The 17,136-nt window shown below is 59.2% G+C and carries 10 protein-coding genes and 1 tRNA gene; 3 read left to right on the top strand and 8 right to left on the bottom strand.

What is annotated here, in order from left to right; genetic code table 11:
• Positions 1–52: 52 nt before the first annotated feature.
• A complete protein-coding gene (locus CFR71_RS10000) occupies positions 53–538 on the bottom strand; it encodes a hypothetical protein (RefSeq protein ID WP_207781361.1) in 486 nt (161 codons plus the stop codon).
• A 556-nt stretch (positions 539–1,094) separates the two neighbouring features.
• Between CFR71_RS10000 and CFR71_RS09995 the strand changes: the two genes are divergently transcribed.
• A complete protein-coding gene (locus CFR71_RS09995; protein WP_110530654.1) occupies positions 1,095–1,802 on the top strand; it encodes a glycosyltransferase in 708 nt (235 codons plus the stop codon).
• A gap of 249 nt (positions 1,803–2,051) precedes the next feature.
• Here the strand turns inward: CFR71_RS09995 and CFR71_RS09990 are convergent, their stop codons facing one another.
• From CFR71_RS09990 to CFR71_RS09970, 5 genes are all read right to left on the bottom strand, one after another.
• Positions 2,052–5,030, bottom strand: coding sequence for a glycosyltransferase (locus CFR71_RS09990; protein ID WP_110530652.1), 2,979 nt, complete (start codon positions 5,028–5,030; stop codon positions 2,052–2,054).
• 25 nt (positions 5,031–5,055) lie between these two features.
• The gene (locus CFR71_RS09985; protein WP_110530650.1) at positions 5,056–8,070 is read right to left on the bottom strand and encodes a glycosyltransferase; all 3,015 of its coding nucleotides are present in this window, start codon (positions 8,068–8,070) and stop codon (positions 5,056–5,058) included.
• Positions 8,071–8,128: 58 nt separating this feature from the next.
• Positions 8,129–8,566, bottom strand: coding sequence for a hypothetical protein (locus CFR71_RS09980; protein ID WP_110530648.1), 438 nt, complete (start codon positions 8,564–8,566; stop codon positions 8,129–8,131).
• 522 nt (positions 8,567–9,088) lie between these two features.
• Positions 9,089–9,165, bottom strand: a tRNA-Arg gene (locus tag CFR71_RS09975).
• A gap of 58 nt (positions 9,166–9,223) precedes the next feature.
• Positions 9,224–12,523, bottom strand: a complete 3,300-nt coding sequence (locus tag CFR71_RS09970) for an efflux RND transporter permease subunit (protein ID WP_110530646.1) — start codon at positions 12,521–12,523, stop codon at positions 9,224–9,226.
• 177 nt (positions 12,524–12,700) lie between these two features.
• On the opposite strand from CFR71_RS09970, the gene gmk reads away from it, so the two are divergent.
• Positions 12,701–13,360 carry a guanylate kinase gene (gene gmk / locus CFR71_RS09965; protein WP_110530644.1) on the top strand — a complete coding sequence of 220 codons (660 nt, stop codon included), beginning with the start codon at positions 12,701–12,703 and terminating at the stop codon, positions 13,358–13,360.
• A 51-nt stretch (positions 13,361–13,411) separates the two neighbouring features.
• Positions 13,412–14,935: a replicative DNA helicase gene (locus tag CFR71_RS09960; protein WP_206057967.1), complete on the top strand. Its 1,524-nt coding sequence runs from the start codon at positions 13,412–13,414 to the stop codon at positions 14,933–14,935.
• A 106-nt stretch (positions 14,936–15,041) separates the two neighbouring features.
• Here CFR71_RS09960 and CFR71_RS09955 read toward each other — a convergent pair whose 3' ends face one another.
• The gene (locus CFR71_RS09955) at positions 15,042–15,623 is read right to left on the bottom strand and encodes an IMPACT family protein (RefSeq protein WP_110530684.1); all 582 of its coding nucleotides are present in this window, start codon (positions 15,621–15,623) and stop codon (positions 15,042–15,044) included.
• Between the two features lie 42 nt (positions 15,624–15,665).
• Positions 15,666–17,060, bottom strand: coding sequence for a DNA repair protein RadA (gene radA, locus CFR71_RS09950; RefSeq protein WP_110530642.1), 1,395 nt, complete (start codon positions 17,058–17,060; stop codon positions 15,666–15,668).
• Between the last annotated feature and the right edge of the window lie 76 nt (positions 17,061–17,136).

The following is a 17,136-nucleotide window of genomic DNA, read 5'->3' as shown; positions in this document are numbered from 1 at the left end:
AAGCAGAATATCGTCAATATTCCAGATCGGGCTCCTGTGGGATGACTGAATTCTACAAAATGACCCGAAATTGCCTCAAGTGTGAGAAATCCGCGTCGACCGTTTCGGAAAAATCATCGTTATAAACAAAGTCGTTCCCTGTATTGTAAGGCGGGTCTATGTAAATGAAATCAACCCGTCCAAGATAGGTTTCCTGCAGAAGCTTGAGCACCTCCAGGTTGTCGCCTTCCAGGAACAGGTTTCCGGTGGACTCGAATTCCTCATGTTTTTCCCGGCATGGCCTGAATGTGCGGGCGATGGGCGCATTCGCCAATGCCACTGCCGCGCGCTTTCCCGGCCAGTCCAGTCGATATCGCTCCTGCGGTCCTTCGACGATGTGTTCACTCAGTTCCTGCTTCAACTGGTCGAAGTCAATCATCAGGCGCAACTGGCCTGTTGTGCTGTCATGTGCCTCGGTCACGCAATCGGGGAACAGGTCACGGATTCTGACGATATTGTGCTGGCTCAGGTCGGGGCTGTGCATCTTCAGCTTTTTCATTCTTGTTCTCTTTGTTTTTGCGCCAATGTCAGAAGCTGGAATTATCGACGGGCACCGTCCGGATACCCGGAACAGTTCAGGACGTGTGCCAAAATAACCGGGAATATCATGCGGTTGTGATTCATGGGCCTGCGGACGTGGTTAAGGTCATGATGGATTGAAATTGACAGCGCACAGTATCGACATGAGAGCGTGGAGTGCGCAAGCCATCCCGATGGGCCCGGTTGCCTCAGCCCCTTCCGGGGACGCGTTCATTCCGTGGCAGCCTGAAAGGCGATTTGGGTCGGAAGGAAGGTATCGGGGAAGAAGGGGCCTGTGGTTTCGTCCGGTCGCTACTACGGACCTGACGCCAGACAGGTTTGCCATTCGGTTACAAAAACCGGCTTCAGCGGCATCTGAAACGGATGATGGCCCGGTTTCACAGCCGTTCATGCGGCACGATCCGGCCCGGAAAAGGGGTATCCGGGGTCGTCCACCTTTTATCAACAGAATCCGGGGATGATTGGTACGGTCGTTATAATCCTGATCGTACAACTGAATCCTGACGGGGGACGAAATGCTTTTCACATACTGGACGCATCCGGAAGAAAAAACACCGCCTTCCTGGGATGAGTGGAAGGATGCCTATCCATACTATAAAATATTTGGCGATGATGAAGTTCTTGAGATTATGAATGATGAAGAGTTAAAATTCTACTATACAAAAATTACGTTGCCTGCTGCAAAATCTGATATCGCCAGACTTGTCCTCCTGCGCGAATTCGGTGGATTGTATATGGACGCCCATACGTGCCCGGCGCGGATGGTCGATCTGGTCCATACGCTCGATTACTCCAATTCCTATGAGATGACCCTTTTCGGGAAAAAGTGGGAATTCAAATATCCCAACGATTTCAACCTGATGAACACCGTTATCCTGTGCCGGAAAAATAGTAACCTGCTGGATTTGTTATTGGGGTTAATCAGGGAAAACCTGAAAAAACAGTATGAAAAAGAAAAGGCCGCAGGCGGATATGCGGATTATGACATACATTTCGTCACAGGAACTTACTGTTTTGTGTCTATCTTCTTTGATGAATCGCCGTATCCACCCAAACTGAAAGAAAAATTCATCGGCAGAGTCAATGTCGATATGCTGGAACGTGCCGATAGCGCGGGGTTCCATATCTATAAAAATTATACATATCGGAAAGAAAAGTCACATTGGAGCGAACGTCAGAAGGTTGAGCCCCTGTTCAGGGACTGTTTGAAAAGCTCTGCCTGATGGTATCTTGAAATCATAAAGATTTTTGCAAAAAGCTTTAGGGAACGTCGCCTTTTTGAAAAAAGGCAACACCCAAGAACTTTTGTCGTTTTTTGTCAGAAGGTTGTTTTCCAGACAGTCTCTTGATCACGCGTGAAAAATATCATGTGCTTTTGGATGCGGTGGAGTTCGCTATGGAACCCAAAAGCACGATATTGCGCAATCCGGCCAACAGAATATCGAAACCACCTGACATGCCTGCGTCATGTTTTACGATGGTTCATCCATGGTGATATCTCCTGCATCCTTTTGCCGTGGCGTCAGAATTTCATGGATCCTGTCCTTGTAATCACCAGGCCGGTTTTCGAGGAATATCCGGTGCAAGGCATTACGGCGCAGCCGCGTCCACGATTTTTCGTCCGTATAGATCCGGTGCATTTCGCCCGCGAAAGCCATTGGCTGTGTCTGCGGGGCGTTGGCAAGGTCGGAGCCTGTTTCCCACCCGACCTGTTCGGAAAGCAGATCCGTGGCGACAATCGGAAGGCCGTGGGCAGCGGCTTCATGGAGCTTGTAAGGTATTCCGGCCGCGAAGCGCGAGGGGGCGATGAAAACGCGATGTGTTTCGTACAGGGAGGCAAGGTCGGAAACCGCCCCCAGCAGTTCGAAACGCGGATGCGTCAGGATCCGTGACAGATCGATGTCCGTGCCGAGATACCCCGCGACCCGGATGCGGATATCCATCGGCAGGAAATTATCAAGATACGGCACCACATGGTCATTCAGCCATGCCAGCGCGTCCCAGTTGGGGGATTCCAGATTCTGGATGGCGCCGACAAAAAGAAAATGCCTGCGTTCCGTAAAGGAAAGCCCCTCGGGACGGGGTGTTTTCATGTGGCCGAGGACAAACACATCCTGCCGGGTGATCGACGATATGAGGTCTGCCTCCGCCTTGCGAACCGCGACAAAACGATCCACGAAATCGGTGGCATGAAATTCATGCCGTAACATGTCCGCCTGCGCGGGAATGTCCGCCTCTTCCATGATGCGCATGCGCCCGTGCTGGCGCAGCGTTGCGATGGCTTCCGTGTCCAGGATGATCCTGCATCCCGTCAGGTCCGGCTGGCATGCAGTGATGACGGGTCGAAGACGCGCTGCATTATGAATCCTGCCGATCCATATGACATCGTAATAGCCACTGCGCGCGCGAAGAAATGCCTCCAGTTCTCCGAGGCCCCGGTCCCAGATGATTTCCGCCCGATCGGGAAAGTCGCGATAACGTTCCATGGGGGCCGATCGTGGCGGAAAAATCGGATAAACCGTTACGTGCAGCCCCAGCCCATCCACCATTGCATGCACGATATCGTTGGACCGTGGGAAGCCCGCCCCGATATGGGGCTGTGGCAGGTAATCCTCGATAAACAGCACGCGTTTCTGTTCCCGCCGACTGGAGCGTGCCCTGATGAGATTTTGCCCGGTTCTTTCGTATCTGGTTGCGACATATTCCCGGTTCTTATGGAAAAACTTTCCGATGTTGCGACCGATCACCGCATCGATATTTTCCTGATGGCCACTGCCGAATTCATAATGAAGGATGACAACGTCCGGGTCATAGACGATATCGTATTCACGTTCGCGTATCTGAACGCATAAATCCGTTTCTTCATAATATGCAGGGGAGAAGAGGGGATCAAAGCCGCCGATTTCCTTGATGATCTCCGTGCGCAGCATAAGGAATGCACCGGAACAGAAATCAACCGAACGCACGAAATTCGCTTCTGGCAGGTGGGGGGACGCATCCCGCAGATATCCCGATGTCGTGCCGTCATTCCAGATGATGCTTCCTGCTTCCTGCAGGGCGCCTGTCGTGCGCACCAGCTTCGCGCCGACCGCCCCGGTACGCTCTTCAAGGCGCAGACGACGCAGGGCCGCGTCAATCGCGCCCGGCATAAGCTCCACATCGTTATTCAGGAACAGGGCGTAAGGGGCCGCGACCTTGTCCAGACCAAGATTGGATCCGATAAGGAAACCGGAATTTTCCGGCAGCCGAAGGACCTCGATCCCCATGACATGGTCTTCGATCCGGGTGGTTTCATCCGTGGAGGCACCATCGACAAGAATAAGCTGGATCGCCCCCGGATACGTGGCGCGCAGGGACGCAAGTGCCGTCATGGTGAACGCGAACTGGTCATGGACAACCATGACGACGCTCAGGTCCGGCACATCACATGAAAAATCCAGTGATGTGTTCAGGATTGCCGATGTGCGGACCTCTGCCAGATGGCGATATGCGCGCTTGCATATCAGTTCGGGATTTCTGTCCTGATTTTCTGATTCCGGAAGTTTCCCGTACAGGACTGCATACGCGGCAAAAGGGCTTGGGTAACGGGATTTCCCGATGGCATCCGTGATGGCAGGGTCCGTGGCATATGTTTCCAGATCGACCCTTGGGCTGGGCCGCCTGAACTCATATTGTCCGTATTTCACGAAATGTTCGTAAGTATTCCTGTAATATCCGTCATGGACGACGGTTTCCACGTCCGGGTTGGTCCGGGCATAGAATTTCTCGCTGAAAAATGGATTGGGATCAAAAGCGGTCGGTGTCTGATTGATCAGGTAATGTCGTAACGGATGCTGCCACGCATCCATGTGTTCCGAAACCTCGGGGTAGGCCCTGATATACCAGGCCGGGTCGAAATACGGCGATGTCCGGCGATCGATGCAGCCAGGATCCATGAAGTTTTCAAGGAATGCGACAAAAATCCCCTTGTCCCGGTCGTAAAGGAAGTCCGGATTTTCGTGCAGGAACAGTTTTATGGAATAAAACAGCGAAGCATCACGCCCTTCCTGCGCGCCGTAACGCAGGTAATGATCATACCCGTTACGCAATCCATGCGGCGCCAGTTCCTCGCACGACATGCAGAGTTCCGTCTGGCAGTAGAATTTTTCATCGAAAAAGCAGTTCGGATTGCGATCCCTGAAGCCGGTTGCGCAATAATGTTCGAATCCGGAGCGGAATTCGCCCGAGCCAATCAGGGGAAGAATGTCAGGATAGACCGCCCTGTACCAGTCCTCGTCAAAGAACATGTTGGGGGAATGCCCGAGGCTTTCGCCAAATTCCCTGTAAAAATCGAATATTTCCCCGTCATGATGAATGCCGAGGAGGCCGGGGACAAAGGCATAACGTTTTTTGTACCATACCGCGTCAAAGCACGCCCAGTCAGGTTTCAGATCGGAATTTTCAGCGGACATGGTCAGTACCCATCGCCATATAGCATCATTGCCGCGCCCCGAACTGGGCCGGGTTCATCAGCACTGCGGTAAGGGATGCGACCGGAAGATGAAGCGGCACAACCAGTCCCCCGCCCGTGGTCCGGATGCGTTCGGCAGGGGCCCCGATGTCAAATGTCACCACGGGCATTTTCTGGCGCCAGAATTCGGTCAGCACATAGGACCAGGTTTCGGGCCATAAGGCCGGAAGGAAGCCCCAGTCGCAATTCTGCGCCTGAACCAGTGATGTCAGTTCGCCCTCGCCATAACGGCCGGTAATGGTGACAACGCCTGTTTCAAGAAGCCGGTGATCGTCGCATGTAAAACCGACAATCGAAAAACGGAGCGGCAATCCGGCGGATGCGACATGCCGCGCCAGTTTCAGAAGGATATTATACCCTTTTTCAATGCCGATCGCACCGATCAGCAGGACACGCCTGACATCCTGGCTGTCCTTTTCCCTGAAAACGACATCCTGTGTCGTAACCGGTGGTTCCCATTGGCCCGGAACCGTGGGCACGTTGATATGGCGCCGGTACCGTGTCGCCACGTCATCGCATGACGTGATCACGGCAACCGCCCGCTGGAAAATATCGGCGCTTAACTCACGCAGCCGGGGCAGCGCGGTGTCGTCATCATTGGCCGTGCCACGATCCATGATGCAGGACTGACAGACATCCGCTTCGGGTTCGCCGCAATAGACATCGTTGTAGGATACAAGGGTAATCTGGGGACAGAACCAGGAATAATCATGAATATATATGCAATATTCAATCCCGAAGAGGGATATCCAGTGGATGTCGCGGATCCCCGCGCCGATATAGCTGTGGATTTCCATCCTGTCGCAGTTGAGGTTCAGGAGAAAATCCCGCAGTTCCGACCCGCGTCTTGAAAGAAGGATATTGGGATAATCCTCCATAAGGTAGGGCACGATTTTCCAGCGTGGATAGGCATCTTCCGTTGCGGCGGGACAGGGCGAGATCACAAGGGGGACAAACCCCTCCTCCGAAAGGGCAAGGGCACGTTCCTGCACGAAGCGGTGGACGCCCCCTTCGCGATCATGGGTCACCAGCGCGACGCAGCGATGCGGTCCGACGGCCTGTGACAGGCGGCGGATGTCCATATCCCGCCGGAATTCCCCCAAGGGATCGTGTTTCTGCCATTCATTGACCAGACGGTGATAACCCGGATGAAGCCCGTCGAGCAGTTCCAGATTCCGCCGGATCAGATCGCCCTTGAACGCGCTGAAGGACTGTCCTTCCGCATGGCCGATGAATGTGCCGAGACAGACGACATGGCGCCATCCCAGGGAGGCGGCGCGTCGGCTGAAATCGTTTTCCTCGCCATAGCCCTGCGCGAAGACGTCTTCACGCAGGACCCCGGTCTGATGCAGGCATTCCGCGCGGATATACATGCAGAACCCATGCGCCGTCGGAACCTCCACGATCCCGCTGCTGTCCATTTCCGCGAGAAGCGAAGACGTCTCGACAACTTCGTCATAGGAAGGGATGGGATTGTTGCCGTCATTGCGGGGATAGCTGAAAATTGTTGCGGCATTGGACAGGGGGGTCGCCGTGCCGATGTCGGGTTGCCGGTAAACGCTTTCCTGCAGCCTGCCAATCCAGCCGGGGGGCAGGATCGTATCGCTGTTGAGCAGGATCGCGTCCTCGTCCCGGCGCACCTGCCGCAGGCCACGATTGGCGGAACAGGTAAAGCCCCGGTTCCGTTCGTTGCTGATGATTGCAATGCCTTCCTGATCCTCGAACGTCCCGAGGAAATCCACGATGCGTGGGTCGGGCGAAAAATCATTGATGACGACAATGCGGTCCGTAGGGCGACGCCACCGAAGGGCAAGTTCAATACATTCCCGGGTAACCTCGTACCCCTTATAGACAGGAATGATGACGGCGACAGGCCGGGTGACGGCCCTGTCCTCTGGCGGGGCGTCCGGTTCCCTGAAATCCGGCGTGTACAGCGCGGGAAAGGGCTGGTTGAAGGTGGGCAGGGGCGTTTCCGTTGGGCAGGCGCTGGGAAACTTCGTCGCGACCCACTGCGCCTGCGCGCGTGCATACCTGGCCCCGGCAAGGGGATCGAGGGGACTTCCGTAAAACTCCTGCCCGAAGCGGTCGGTCACGCGCACGGCCGGCGTCTGTGACCCGCGCAGGTCATCCCATTTGATCAGGAACGATGTCCGCGCCTTTTCAACGACAAGGCTGTCGGGAATGTTCCTTGATACCGTGGCATCAAGGATAGGCGTATTGTCCGCGACCGAATGCACCCGGACATGGTCATCCGCCGCAAGGTTGTTGGGATAGCGGCACCAGCCTTTCAGCCCTTCGGCACTGCCTTCGACAAATCCCTCGCAGCGCCAGATCGCCCTGCTGTCGATGCCACTGCCGAGCATGTCCCGACCGTCATGCAGAAGGTGGATTTTGGGAAGGTGGGCCGGAAGCGTGAAACCCTCGATCCCGTAAAGGTTGAACCCCCGGACAGACCCCATTGGCCGGAGTATCGGGGCATATTCCGCTTCATCATCGCGCAGGATGATGTCGGTGCCCCTGCCGTCCCTGATGCCCAGCACAGGTTGCCCGTCTGGCAGCATCGCGCACCAGCCGACACAGCGGTTTGCATCGCAGATGGCGCTGAAAACATGGAACGCCACGTCGTCAAAGATGACGGCGACTTCCCGCAGGAACGCGCGCAGTTCGGTAAAGGCGCGGTCATTCGCCCCAAACCACAGGCGCGTCAGCAGCAGGAAGAAGCGCGCGGTTGGCGAAATGACAAGCGAGGACAGCAACTCGAACGGTTCGGATGCGCGCGGCTCGCCAATCGCCAGACGGCAGAGCCCGATCCCCAGCATGATGTCATGCGCGCTGGGATACGAACGCTGGAGATATTCAAGCCGGCCCAGAACATGCGGGAAATCGTCAGGGATGTTCTGAAGCTCATCATATTGCGAGATCAGGAAAGCAATATAGTGCTGTGTGGACCTTATTATAAATGCACCTATATCTTCATCCATTCTCACAGGCGACCTTACGACAGGAATAAAAAATCAATGCTGGGATGGGGATGTTTTCTTAATCGGACCGTTTTGTGTTTTCCGGCGACAGAAAGGCGCGCCACGTATCATATATGGCGACGAATGCCTTTGACGGCGCCCTGAACTCGGCGCGTCCGACCATCTGCCAGTGATCCTTGCCCGTGGCCCAGTCGCCGCGGCGGACAGAGGCCGCTACGTCAGGGTTGTTCCTGAGGTACCATTTTTCATCGAATTCGCTGCCGCCGGTGTCCCGTCCTTCGAAAAAACCGACATTGACGAAGTGATCCTTGCTATTGTCCAGTTCGCCCCGATGGATTGCCGCGTCCACGTCCGGGTTGGCCGCCAGATAGGCCTGCTCGTCAAAGGGAAGGGACCTCAGGTATCCCGAAAGCAGCAGTCGGAAAAGTTTCCTTGATATGACGACGTTTTCCCTGTCGTTCTCCACGAACTGCGAAATGATGGAATATGGCAACATGACAGCGATCAACCTTGCAGGGGAAATTGGCTAATAGTTAATGGAACACTAACTAAACAGGCACATTCTATATCTACAGGGTAAACATGAACGGTTAAGGAGACATAAATACGCTAAAAGCGTGGTCTCATGATTTTTGGCCGTGGCATATGTTACTGCCATATTAATGGCAGCGGGGCTGTTTTCCGGGGAAGGATAATAATGGCCGGCACAGGCCATGTTTTTATTATCCTGTCATCATAAGAAAGTTTTTGGTGAAGCTTTTTTCAAAAAGCTTCAGAAAGAAAGCCGCCTTTTTGAAAAAAGGCGGAACCCAAAAACTTTTAATACTTATCTATGGACTGTTTTCGGGCGGTCCTTGGAAAAACGCCATGGATGCCTGTCCGGATGACATGTGGGGGGCGTGGTTGCTACGGCATTGCGCCAGCGCAAGGCGCATACATGCGCAGCAGCAGACGCGGGCAATCCACAGTCAGAGTTTTGCAACCCCCGACCCGACAGCCATCATGTTTTTTGGAGAAGTGGCGCACCCGAAAGGACTCGAACCTCTAACCCCCAGATTCGTAGTCTGGTGCTCTATCCAGTTGAGCTACGGGTGCGCTGTGAGGCGGCTTTTAACCCGCCCCGTTGGCGTCGGCAAGCCCCTTTTTTAATTTTTTAGGCCTCAAGGGGATTATTTTTTCGCATCAGCCGCATGGCCTTGAGTTTGCTCCACGCCCGCAGCCGGTCGAGATAGATGTAGATGACCGGCGTGGTATAGAGCGTCAGAAGCTGGCTCATGGCCAAGCCGCCCACGACCGCGATTCCCAGCGGGCGACGCAGTTCGATCCCGTATCCATCGCTGACGATCAGCGGAACGGCGCCAAAGGCCGCCGCCATCGTCGTCATGATGATGGGGCGGAAGCGTTTGACGCACGCCTCCCGGATGGCCTGTTCTGGCAACATGCCGCCGTCGCGTTCGGCATGCAGGGCGAAATCCACCATCAGGATCGCATTCTTCTTCACGATGCCCACCAGCAGGATCATGCCGATCATCGCGATCAGCGAGAATTCCTGCCCCGTCAGCCACAGCGCCAGCACCGCCCCCACCGCGGCGGAGGGCAGGGTGGACAGGATCGTCAGCGGATGGATGTAGCTTTCATACAGGATGCCCAGCGTGACATACATGGTCGCAAGGGCCGCGACGAACACCAGCAGTTCGTTCACGATGGCTTTCTGGAACTGCGCCGCCTGCCCTGAAAATCCCCCCTGGATGGAGGGCGGAACCCCCATTTTGACCATGGTCGTGCGGATTTCGTCGCTGGCATCGCTCAGCGCCTTGCCCGGCGCAAGGTTGAAGGAAATCGCAGCCGAGACGAAACCGTCGCGATGCGACACCGTGATCGACGTCGGATGGCGTTCCAGGTTGGCGACGACCGACAGGGGGACCATCGTCTCGCTGCTGGAGGAAACGGCGGAACCGTTCGATGCGCCATTGCCGCCCGCCAGTCTGTTGGCGATGGAGTTCCGGAACGACTGCTGGCTCAGCTGCGTGAACTGGCTGCTGGTGTCGGTCGGGTTGGGCACGCGGATCGTGTTTGAAACCGTGCCGCCGCCCGCGCTCCCGCCCGAGGTGGACAGCCGGAAGGCCGACAGGATGTCCGGCGTGGTGCGGAAACGGTCCTCCACCTGCATGACGACGTGATAGGTCGTAAGGGAGGTGGAGATGTTTGACGCCGAACGCTGTCCGAAGGCGTCGTATAGCGTATTGCTGACCAACTGCGGGGTGATCAGGTAGCGCGCGGCGGCGTCACGCACGATGCTGGCGTGAACGGCCGCGCCATTGTTCATGACATCGGTGGTGACATCGCGCAGCACCGGGTCATTGCGCAGCGTCGCGGTCAGGCGCGGGACCCAGACATAGATGTCATCGGCGTTGTCGCTGGTCAGGATATAGCGATAGGCACCCTGCTTCTGTCGGCCGCCGCCGCCACTGATGTCGCCCGCCGAAAACATCGACAGGTCCAGCCCCGTCACGTTGCGCAGACGTTTGTGGATGCGCGCGATCATTTCGTCAGGGCCGTCGCGACGCTTCGTCCGGTCGATCATCTGGGCGAATGCCTGCCCTTCGATGTTGGAATCGCCCGAAAATGCAAGGACTTCCTGCGTGTCCTGATCCTCTGTCATGGCCTGGCTGATCTGGCGGATCTTGTCGGTCATGACGGGAAATGACGTGGTCTGGTCGGCGCGGAAGAAGCTCATGATCAGGGCGACGTCTTCCTTGGGCAGGATCCCCTTGGGCATGATGACGAGGATGCCGATCATGAGGAAAAAGCTGAGCGGCAGCGTCAGCGCCGTCAGGACATGATGGCGCAGCGCCCATTCAAGGGAGCGGCTGTAAATCCGCAGCACCATGGCGAACAGGTGTTCGAACCCGTCCGAACAGGCCCGCATGCCGCGCAGCCACAGCGGGGCGTCCGGCGGCAGGGGGGCGTCATGGTTCACCTCCAGCAGCAGGCTGCACATCATCGGCGTCAGGCTGAGCGAAAGGAACAGCGACATGACCACCGTGATGGCCAGCGTCATGGAGAATTCGAAAAAGATCTTCCCGGCCGTCCCCCCCATCAGCAGCAGCGGCAGGAACACCGCGACCAGCGAGATGGTGATCGACAGCACCGTAAAGGCGATTTCGCGCGATCCCAGCAGCGTCGCCTGCATGCGGCCCATCCCCGCCTCCATATGGCGGGCGATGTTCTCCAGCACCACGATGGCGTCATCCACGACGAACCCGGTGGCGATCGTCAGCGCCATCAGCGACAGGATGTCGAGCGAGAAGCCGAACACGTACATGACCGCCAGCGTCCCCGCCAGCGAGATGGGCACCGTGATCGCGGGGATGAGGGTGGAACGCGGCGTGCGCAGGAAAAACAGCACCACCAGCACCACCAGCGCCACCGATATGACCAGCGTCCATTGCGTATCGGCCAGCGACGCGCGGATCGTGACCGAACGGTCCATCACGGGCGTCAGGGTGATCCCTTTTGGCAGGGCCGCGCGCAGGGTGGGGACGCGTTCCTTGATCTGGTCGATCACGCGGATGACGTTCGCCCCCGCCTTTGGCCGCACGATGGCCATGACGGCGGGATGACCGTTGAAGAAACCGGCCTTGTGGTCGTTTTCCACCCCGTCATGCACGCTCGCCACGTCCGAAAGGCGCACCGGACGGCCATTGCGGTAGCCGATGATAAGGTTGCGGTACTGCGTCGCGTCACGCGCCTGGTCATTGGTCGCCAGCGTGTAGCGGGTCAGCCCGTCCTGGATGAAGCCCTTGGGCGTGTTGGCATTGGCAGAAGCAAGGGCGGAGCGGATGTCCTCGAACCCCAGGCCGTACTTGAACAGGGGGAAGGGATTGATGTCCACGCGCACGGCGGGGGCGGAACTTCCCTCGATATCGATCCAGCCCACCCCCTGCACCTGCGACAGCAGGGGTTGCAGCCGGGTCTTTGCGATATCGTACAGGTGGGATACCGGCTGGGTGTCCGATGTCAGGGTCAGGATGATGATCGGGTTGTCCGACGGGTTGGCCTTCCAGTACTGCGGCTGCGACTGCAATGTCGCGGGCATGTCGCTGCGCGCGGCCTGCAGCGCCGCCTCCACGTCGTTCGCGGCGGCGTCGATGTTCACCGAATCATCGAAGGTCAGCAGGATGAACGCGGAATCCTGGCTGGAATCGGATTCGATCTCGTTGACGCCGGCAATCTGCCCCAACCTGCGCTCCAGGGGCGTCGTGACGGAACTCGCCATCTGCTGTGGCGAGGCGCCCGGCTGTGACGCCATGACATAGATGATGGGAACGGAGATGTTCGGCAGGTCCCCCACCGGCAGCACGCGATAGGCAAAGACACCGGCCAGCAGCAATGCCAGCGAGACCAGTGTCGTGGCGACCGGGCGCATGATAAAGACACGGCACAGGTTCATGCGGCGCCTGCCTGGCCGGAAAGGGCGGTGTCATGACCGGCATGGGACGCGGGGGCGGCTTCGCGTCGCATAGGGATGGGTTTCATATTCGCAGAATACTCTCCGCCTGATAAAACATCGCGAATCCGGCCCCTGTAGCGGGCCGGACCAAAGACCATCGAGCAAGGATTCAAACTCATGACCACGACGCGCGCGCCAGTGTCCTCATCCTGTCCCCCAGTGGCGCGTCGTGGGGTGTGCCTCGTCATTTCGGCACCTTCCGGGGCGGGGAAATCAACCATTGCCAATGCGTTACGGGCATCGGAGCCCCAGCTGCTGCATTCCGTTTCCGTCACGACCCGTCAGCCCCGGCCCGGCGAAACCGATGGCGTTCATTACCACTTTCGCACCATGGAACGTTTCACGCAAATGGCGAACGCTGGCGAACTTCTGGAATGGGCGACCGTTTTCGGACGGGGGTACGGCACCCCCCGCGCGCCGGTGGAACAGGCCCTGGCGCAGGGGCGTGACATGGTGTTCGACATCGACTGGCAGGGGCATCGCCAGATCCGCGCGGCGCTGCCCGACGACGTGGTGGGCCTGTTCGTGCTCCCCCCCTCGATCGAGGAGCTGGAGCGCAGGCTGCACGGGCGCGGTTCGGACGAAAAGGCGGAAATCGAACGCCGCATGCAGGCCGCCCGGGACGAAATCTCGCACTGGAACGAATTCGATCATGTCATCGTCAATGCCGATCTGGACTGCGCCATCGCGCAGGCGCGCGCCATCCTGACGGCGGCCCGGCTGCAACGCCACCGCCAGTTCGGACTGGCGGACCTTGTCGCAAGTTTCGGGGTCTGATGCGCCCGCGCGTCCTGACCCCCCTCCTGTAAAGTCGTGATGTCGGATAGAATGGATACCGTGAATACGATCAATCCCACCCCCGACGAGTCCCGTGCCTCCGGCTCCCTGATCGGGATTTCCCAACGCACGCCACCCGCCAACATCCAGGCGGAACAGGCGCTGCTTGGCGCCATCCTGACGAACAACCGCGCCTATGACCGGGTCTCGGACTTCCTGACCGGCGCCCATTTCGCCAACGAGGTGAACGGCGTCATTTTCGACGCCATTTCCCGCCGGATCGAGGCCGGGCTGCTGGCCGACCCGGTGACGCTGCGTTCGGAGTTCGAGAATTCCGACGCGCTGGGCGCGGTTGGCGGGCCGGGATATCTGGTGAAGCTGCTTGGCGCGATGGTGGGCATCATCAACGCCGCCGATTACGGGCGCGCCATCCATGACGCATGGGTGCGTCGCCAGCTGATCGAGATCGGCGAGGATGTCGTTAACACCGCGTTTGGATCCAGCACCGGCATGACCGGCGTGGACCAGATCGAGGCAGGGGAGGAGGCGCTGTTCCGCCTTGCCACCGAAAAGGGGCAGGATGGTGGCTTCCTCGCCTTTGACCGGGCGCTGGCGGAGGCGCTGGAGGTGGCGCAGCAGGCTTTCAGCCGCGCTGGCGACGTGGTGGGGCTGACCACCGGGCTGCGGGATCTGGACAAGAAAACGGGCGGGCTGCACCCGTCGGACCTGCTGATCCTGGCCGGGCGGCCCGCGATGGGCAAGACGGCGCTGGCGACCAAGATCGCCTTCAGCGCCGCGCGCGCCCTGATGCGCGAGGCGCAGGAAGCCGCCCCCGGCACGCAGCCCAAGGGATCGGTCGCCATCTTCTCCCTCGAAATGTCGGCCGAGCAGCTGGCCACCCGTATCCTGTCCGAACAGGCCAGCGTATCGGGCGAGCGGATCCGCCGGGGCGAAATCGGACAGAAGGAGTTCGACCGTTTCGTGCAGGTCAGCCGCGAGCTGGCGCAGCTGCCGCTGCATATCGACGACACGCCCGCCATCACGCTGTCGGCCATGCGCACGCGCTGCCGCCGGCTGGCGCGCACCAAGGGCCTCAGCCTCGTGGTGGTGGATTACCTTCAGCTGATGCGGCCGTCCGTGGGGACGCGTCCGGAAAACCGCGTGCTGGAAATCTCCATGATCACGCAGGGGCTCAAGGCGCTGGCCAAGGAACTGTCGGTGCCGGTCATTGCGCTGTCGCAGCTGTCGCGTCAGGTCGAAAGCCGCGAGGACAAGCGTCCGATGCTGTCGGACCTGCGTGAATCCGGCTCCATCGAGCAGGATGCCGACGCGGTCATGTTCGTCTATCGCGATCAGTACTACCTCCAGCAGCGCCAGCCCAAGGAAACGTCCTTCGATTCACAGGACAAGTACCAGACCGCGCTGGAGGACTGGCAGCGCAAGATGGACCTTGCCCATAACCGCGCGGAACTCATCCTTGAAAAGCAGCGTCACGGCCCGACGGGCACGGTGCATCTGTTCTTCGAGGGTGAGTTCACGCGGTTCGCGGACCTCGACATGGTTCATGATGCCTGATTAAAAAACCCGTTAATTAAAGGTAATGAAAATTTCATGGTGGCGACTTTTTTAAAAAAGTCGGGATGGTTCCAGAGCTTTTTGGAAAAATCTTCACCAGAAACTTTTAATGGGTTTCAGGCTCTGGGTCTTCCTCGGCACGGATGACGGCCTGCCCGCGCGTGATGTCGGTGATGCGCGCGCGGGCTTCTTCTTCGCGTGCCTGTGGCAGGGTGATGCGCAGGTCGACGCCATCCGCGCCAAAGGTTTCCGCCTCTATCGTCGCGTCCATCGCCAGCAGGCGGGCGCGCATCAGGGCATGTTCGGAAAAGCCGCAATGGAAGGTCAGGCCGCACATCGGCATGAGGGGACGCGATGGTGCGGTGCGCAGGCATTCCGCCGCCGTCCCGCCATAGGCACGGACCAGCCCCCCCGCCCCCAGCTTGATCCCCCCGAACCAGCGCGTCACCACGACGACGGTCCGGTCGAATCCCTGCCCCTCGATCACCTGCAGGATGGGGCGCCCGGCGGTGCCGCCCGGTTCGCCATCATCGTCGCTGCGATAGGACTGCCCGATGCGATAGGCCCAGCAGTTGTGGGTGGCGTCGGGATCGCTGACCTCCGCAATGAAGGCCAGCGCCGCATCGGCCGAGGAAACGGGGGCGGCCTGCGCCAGAAAGAGGCTCTTGCGGATTTCGCGTTCCAGCATGACCTGCTGCGTCAGGATCAGGGGCGTCTCGCTCACGCCGGGTCACTCCTCCTCCGTGGCGAACAGGCTGACAAGATCGCCAAGATGGCCGATTTCATGCAGCTGCATGCCGTCCGGCGCGCTGGGGCGGCGGTTGCCGCGCGCGATGCGGCGCGGCAGGTAGGCGCTCTCGAATCCCAGCTTGTGCGCCTCCTTCAGGCGCGTATCGGCCAGCGAGACCTGACGCACCTCCCCCGACAGGCCGACTTCGCCGAAATAGACCGCGCCGGCATGCGTCGGCTGCCCGGTCGCCGCCGAAATCAGCGCGGCCGCGACCGCAAGGTCGGCCGCCGGTTCCATCACCCGCAGGCCGCCCGCGATGTTCAGGTGGACATCCATCGCGTTCAGCTTCATCCCGCATCGCGATTCCAGCACGGCGAGCAGCATGTTCAGCCGCGCCGTCTCCCACCCCACCACGGCGCGGCGCGGGGCGCCGTCACCCGCCTTGGGTGACAGTAGTGCCTGTATCTCCAGCAGTACGGGGCGCGTGCCCTCCATCCCCGCGAAAACCGCCGAACCCGCGATATGCCCGCGCCGTTCGGCAAGGAACAGGGCGGAGGGATTGGGCACCTCCACCAGTCCCTGATCGGTCATGGCAAAGACGCCGATTTCGTCCGTTGCGCCGAAACGGTTCTTCGCCGCGCGCAGGATGCGGAACTGATGGCCGCGATCACCTTCGAAATACATGACGGCGTCGACCATGTGCTCCAGCACGCGCGGACCGGCCAGCGCGCCTTCCTTGGTGACATGGCCGACCAGCATCAGGCAGAAGCCGCGCTGTTTCGCCAGGCGGATCAGCTCAAATGCGGAAGAACGGACCTGGCTTACGGTGCCCGGCGCGCTTTCGACGGTTTCCATCCACATCGTCTGGATCGAATCGATGACCACCAGCGCCACGTCACGTTCGTTTTCCAGCGTGGCCGTGATGTCCGCGACATTGATCGCCGCCGCCAGTTCCAGCGCCGGCGCGTCCAGCCCCAGCCTGCGCGCGCGCAGGCGGATCTGGTCCACCGCCTCTTCACCAGAAATATACATGACCTTGCGCCCCATCCCCGCCAACGCGCAGGCCCCCTGAAGCAGCAGGGTCGATTTGCCGATGCCCGGATCCCCGCCCACCAGCACGACGGAGGCCGGCACCATCCCCCCGCCCAGAACCCGGTCCAGTTCGCTGATCCGCGTTTCTATGCGCTCAGGCGGCGGCGTGTCGCCCGCCAGCCCGACCAGTTCGATGCGCTTGCCCCGGCTGCGGCGTGGCGCGACCGCGCCCCCGGCCGTGGGTTCGACCGTTTCCTCCACGATGCTGTTCCACGCGCCGCAGGCGTCGCACCGGCCCGACCATTTCGGAAAGACCGCGCCACAGGACTGACAGACAAAGCGGTTGGCGGGACGGCGGGCCATCTTGGTTCCCCAGCTATGGTGTGAAAGGACGCGACATCGCGCACATGAAAAAGGCGGCAGGTCTGCCGTCCAGAGC

It is taken from the genome of Novacetimonas pomaceti (assembly GCF_003207955.1).
In the GTDB taxonomy this organism is placed as follows: Bacteria; Pseudomonadota; Alphaproteobacteria; order Acetobacterales; family Acetobacteraceae; genus Novacetimonas; species Novacetimonas pomaceti.
Note: the sequence above shows the minus strand (reverse complement) of the source record. Positions and strands in the feature narration are given on the sequence as shown.

Coding starts and splice junctions, on each gene's coding strand:
- CFR71_RS10000 (WP_207781361.1), bottom strand. CDS start 538: ATGAAAAAGCTGAAGATGCACAGCCCCGACCTGAGCCAGCACAATATC.
- CFR71_RS09995 (WP_110530654.1), top strand. CDS start 1,095: ATGCTTTTCACATACTGGACGCATCCGGAAGAAAAAACACCGCCTTCC.
- CFR71_RS09990 (WP_110530652.1), bottom strand. CDS start 5,030: ATGTCCGCTGAAAATTCCGATCTGAAACCTGACTGGGCGTGCTTTGAC.
- CFR71_RS09985 (WP_110530650.1), bottom strand. CDS start 8,070: ATGGATGAAGATATAGGTGCATTTATAATAAGGTCCACACAGCACTAT.
- CFR71_RS09980 (WP_110530648.1), bottom strand. CDS start 8,566: ATGTTGCCATATTCCATCATTTCGCAGTTCGTGGAGAACGACAGGGAA.
- CFR71_RS09970 (WP_110530646.1), bottom strand. CDS start 12,523: ATGAACCTGTGCCGTGTCTTTATCATGCGCCCGGTCGCCACGACACTG.
- gmk (WP_110530644.1), top strand. CDS start 12,701: ATGACCACGACGCGCGCGCCAGTGTCCTCATCCTGTCCCCCAGTGGCG.
- CFR71_RS09960 (WP_206057967.1), top strand. CDS start 13,412: ATGGATACCGTGAATACGATCAATCCCACCCCCGACGAGTCCCGTGCC.
- CFR71_RS09955 (WP_110530684.1), bottom strand. CDS start 15,623: ATGCTGGAACGCGAAATCCGCAAGAGCCTCTTTCTGGCGCAGGCCGCC.
- radA (WP_110530642.1), bottom strand. CDS start 17,060: ATGGCCCGCCGTCCCGCCAACCGCTTTGTCTGTCAGTCCTGTGGCGCG.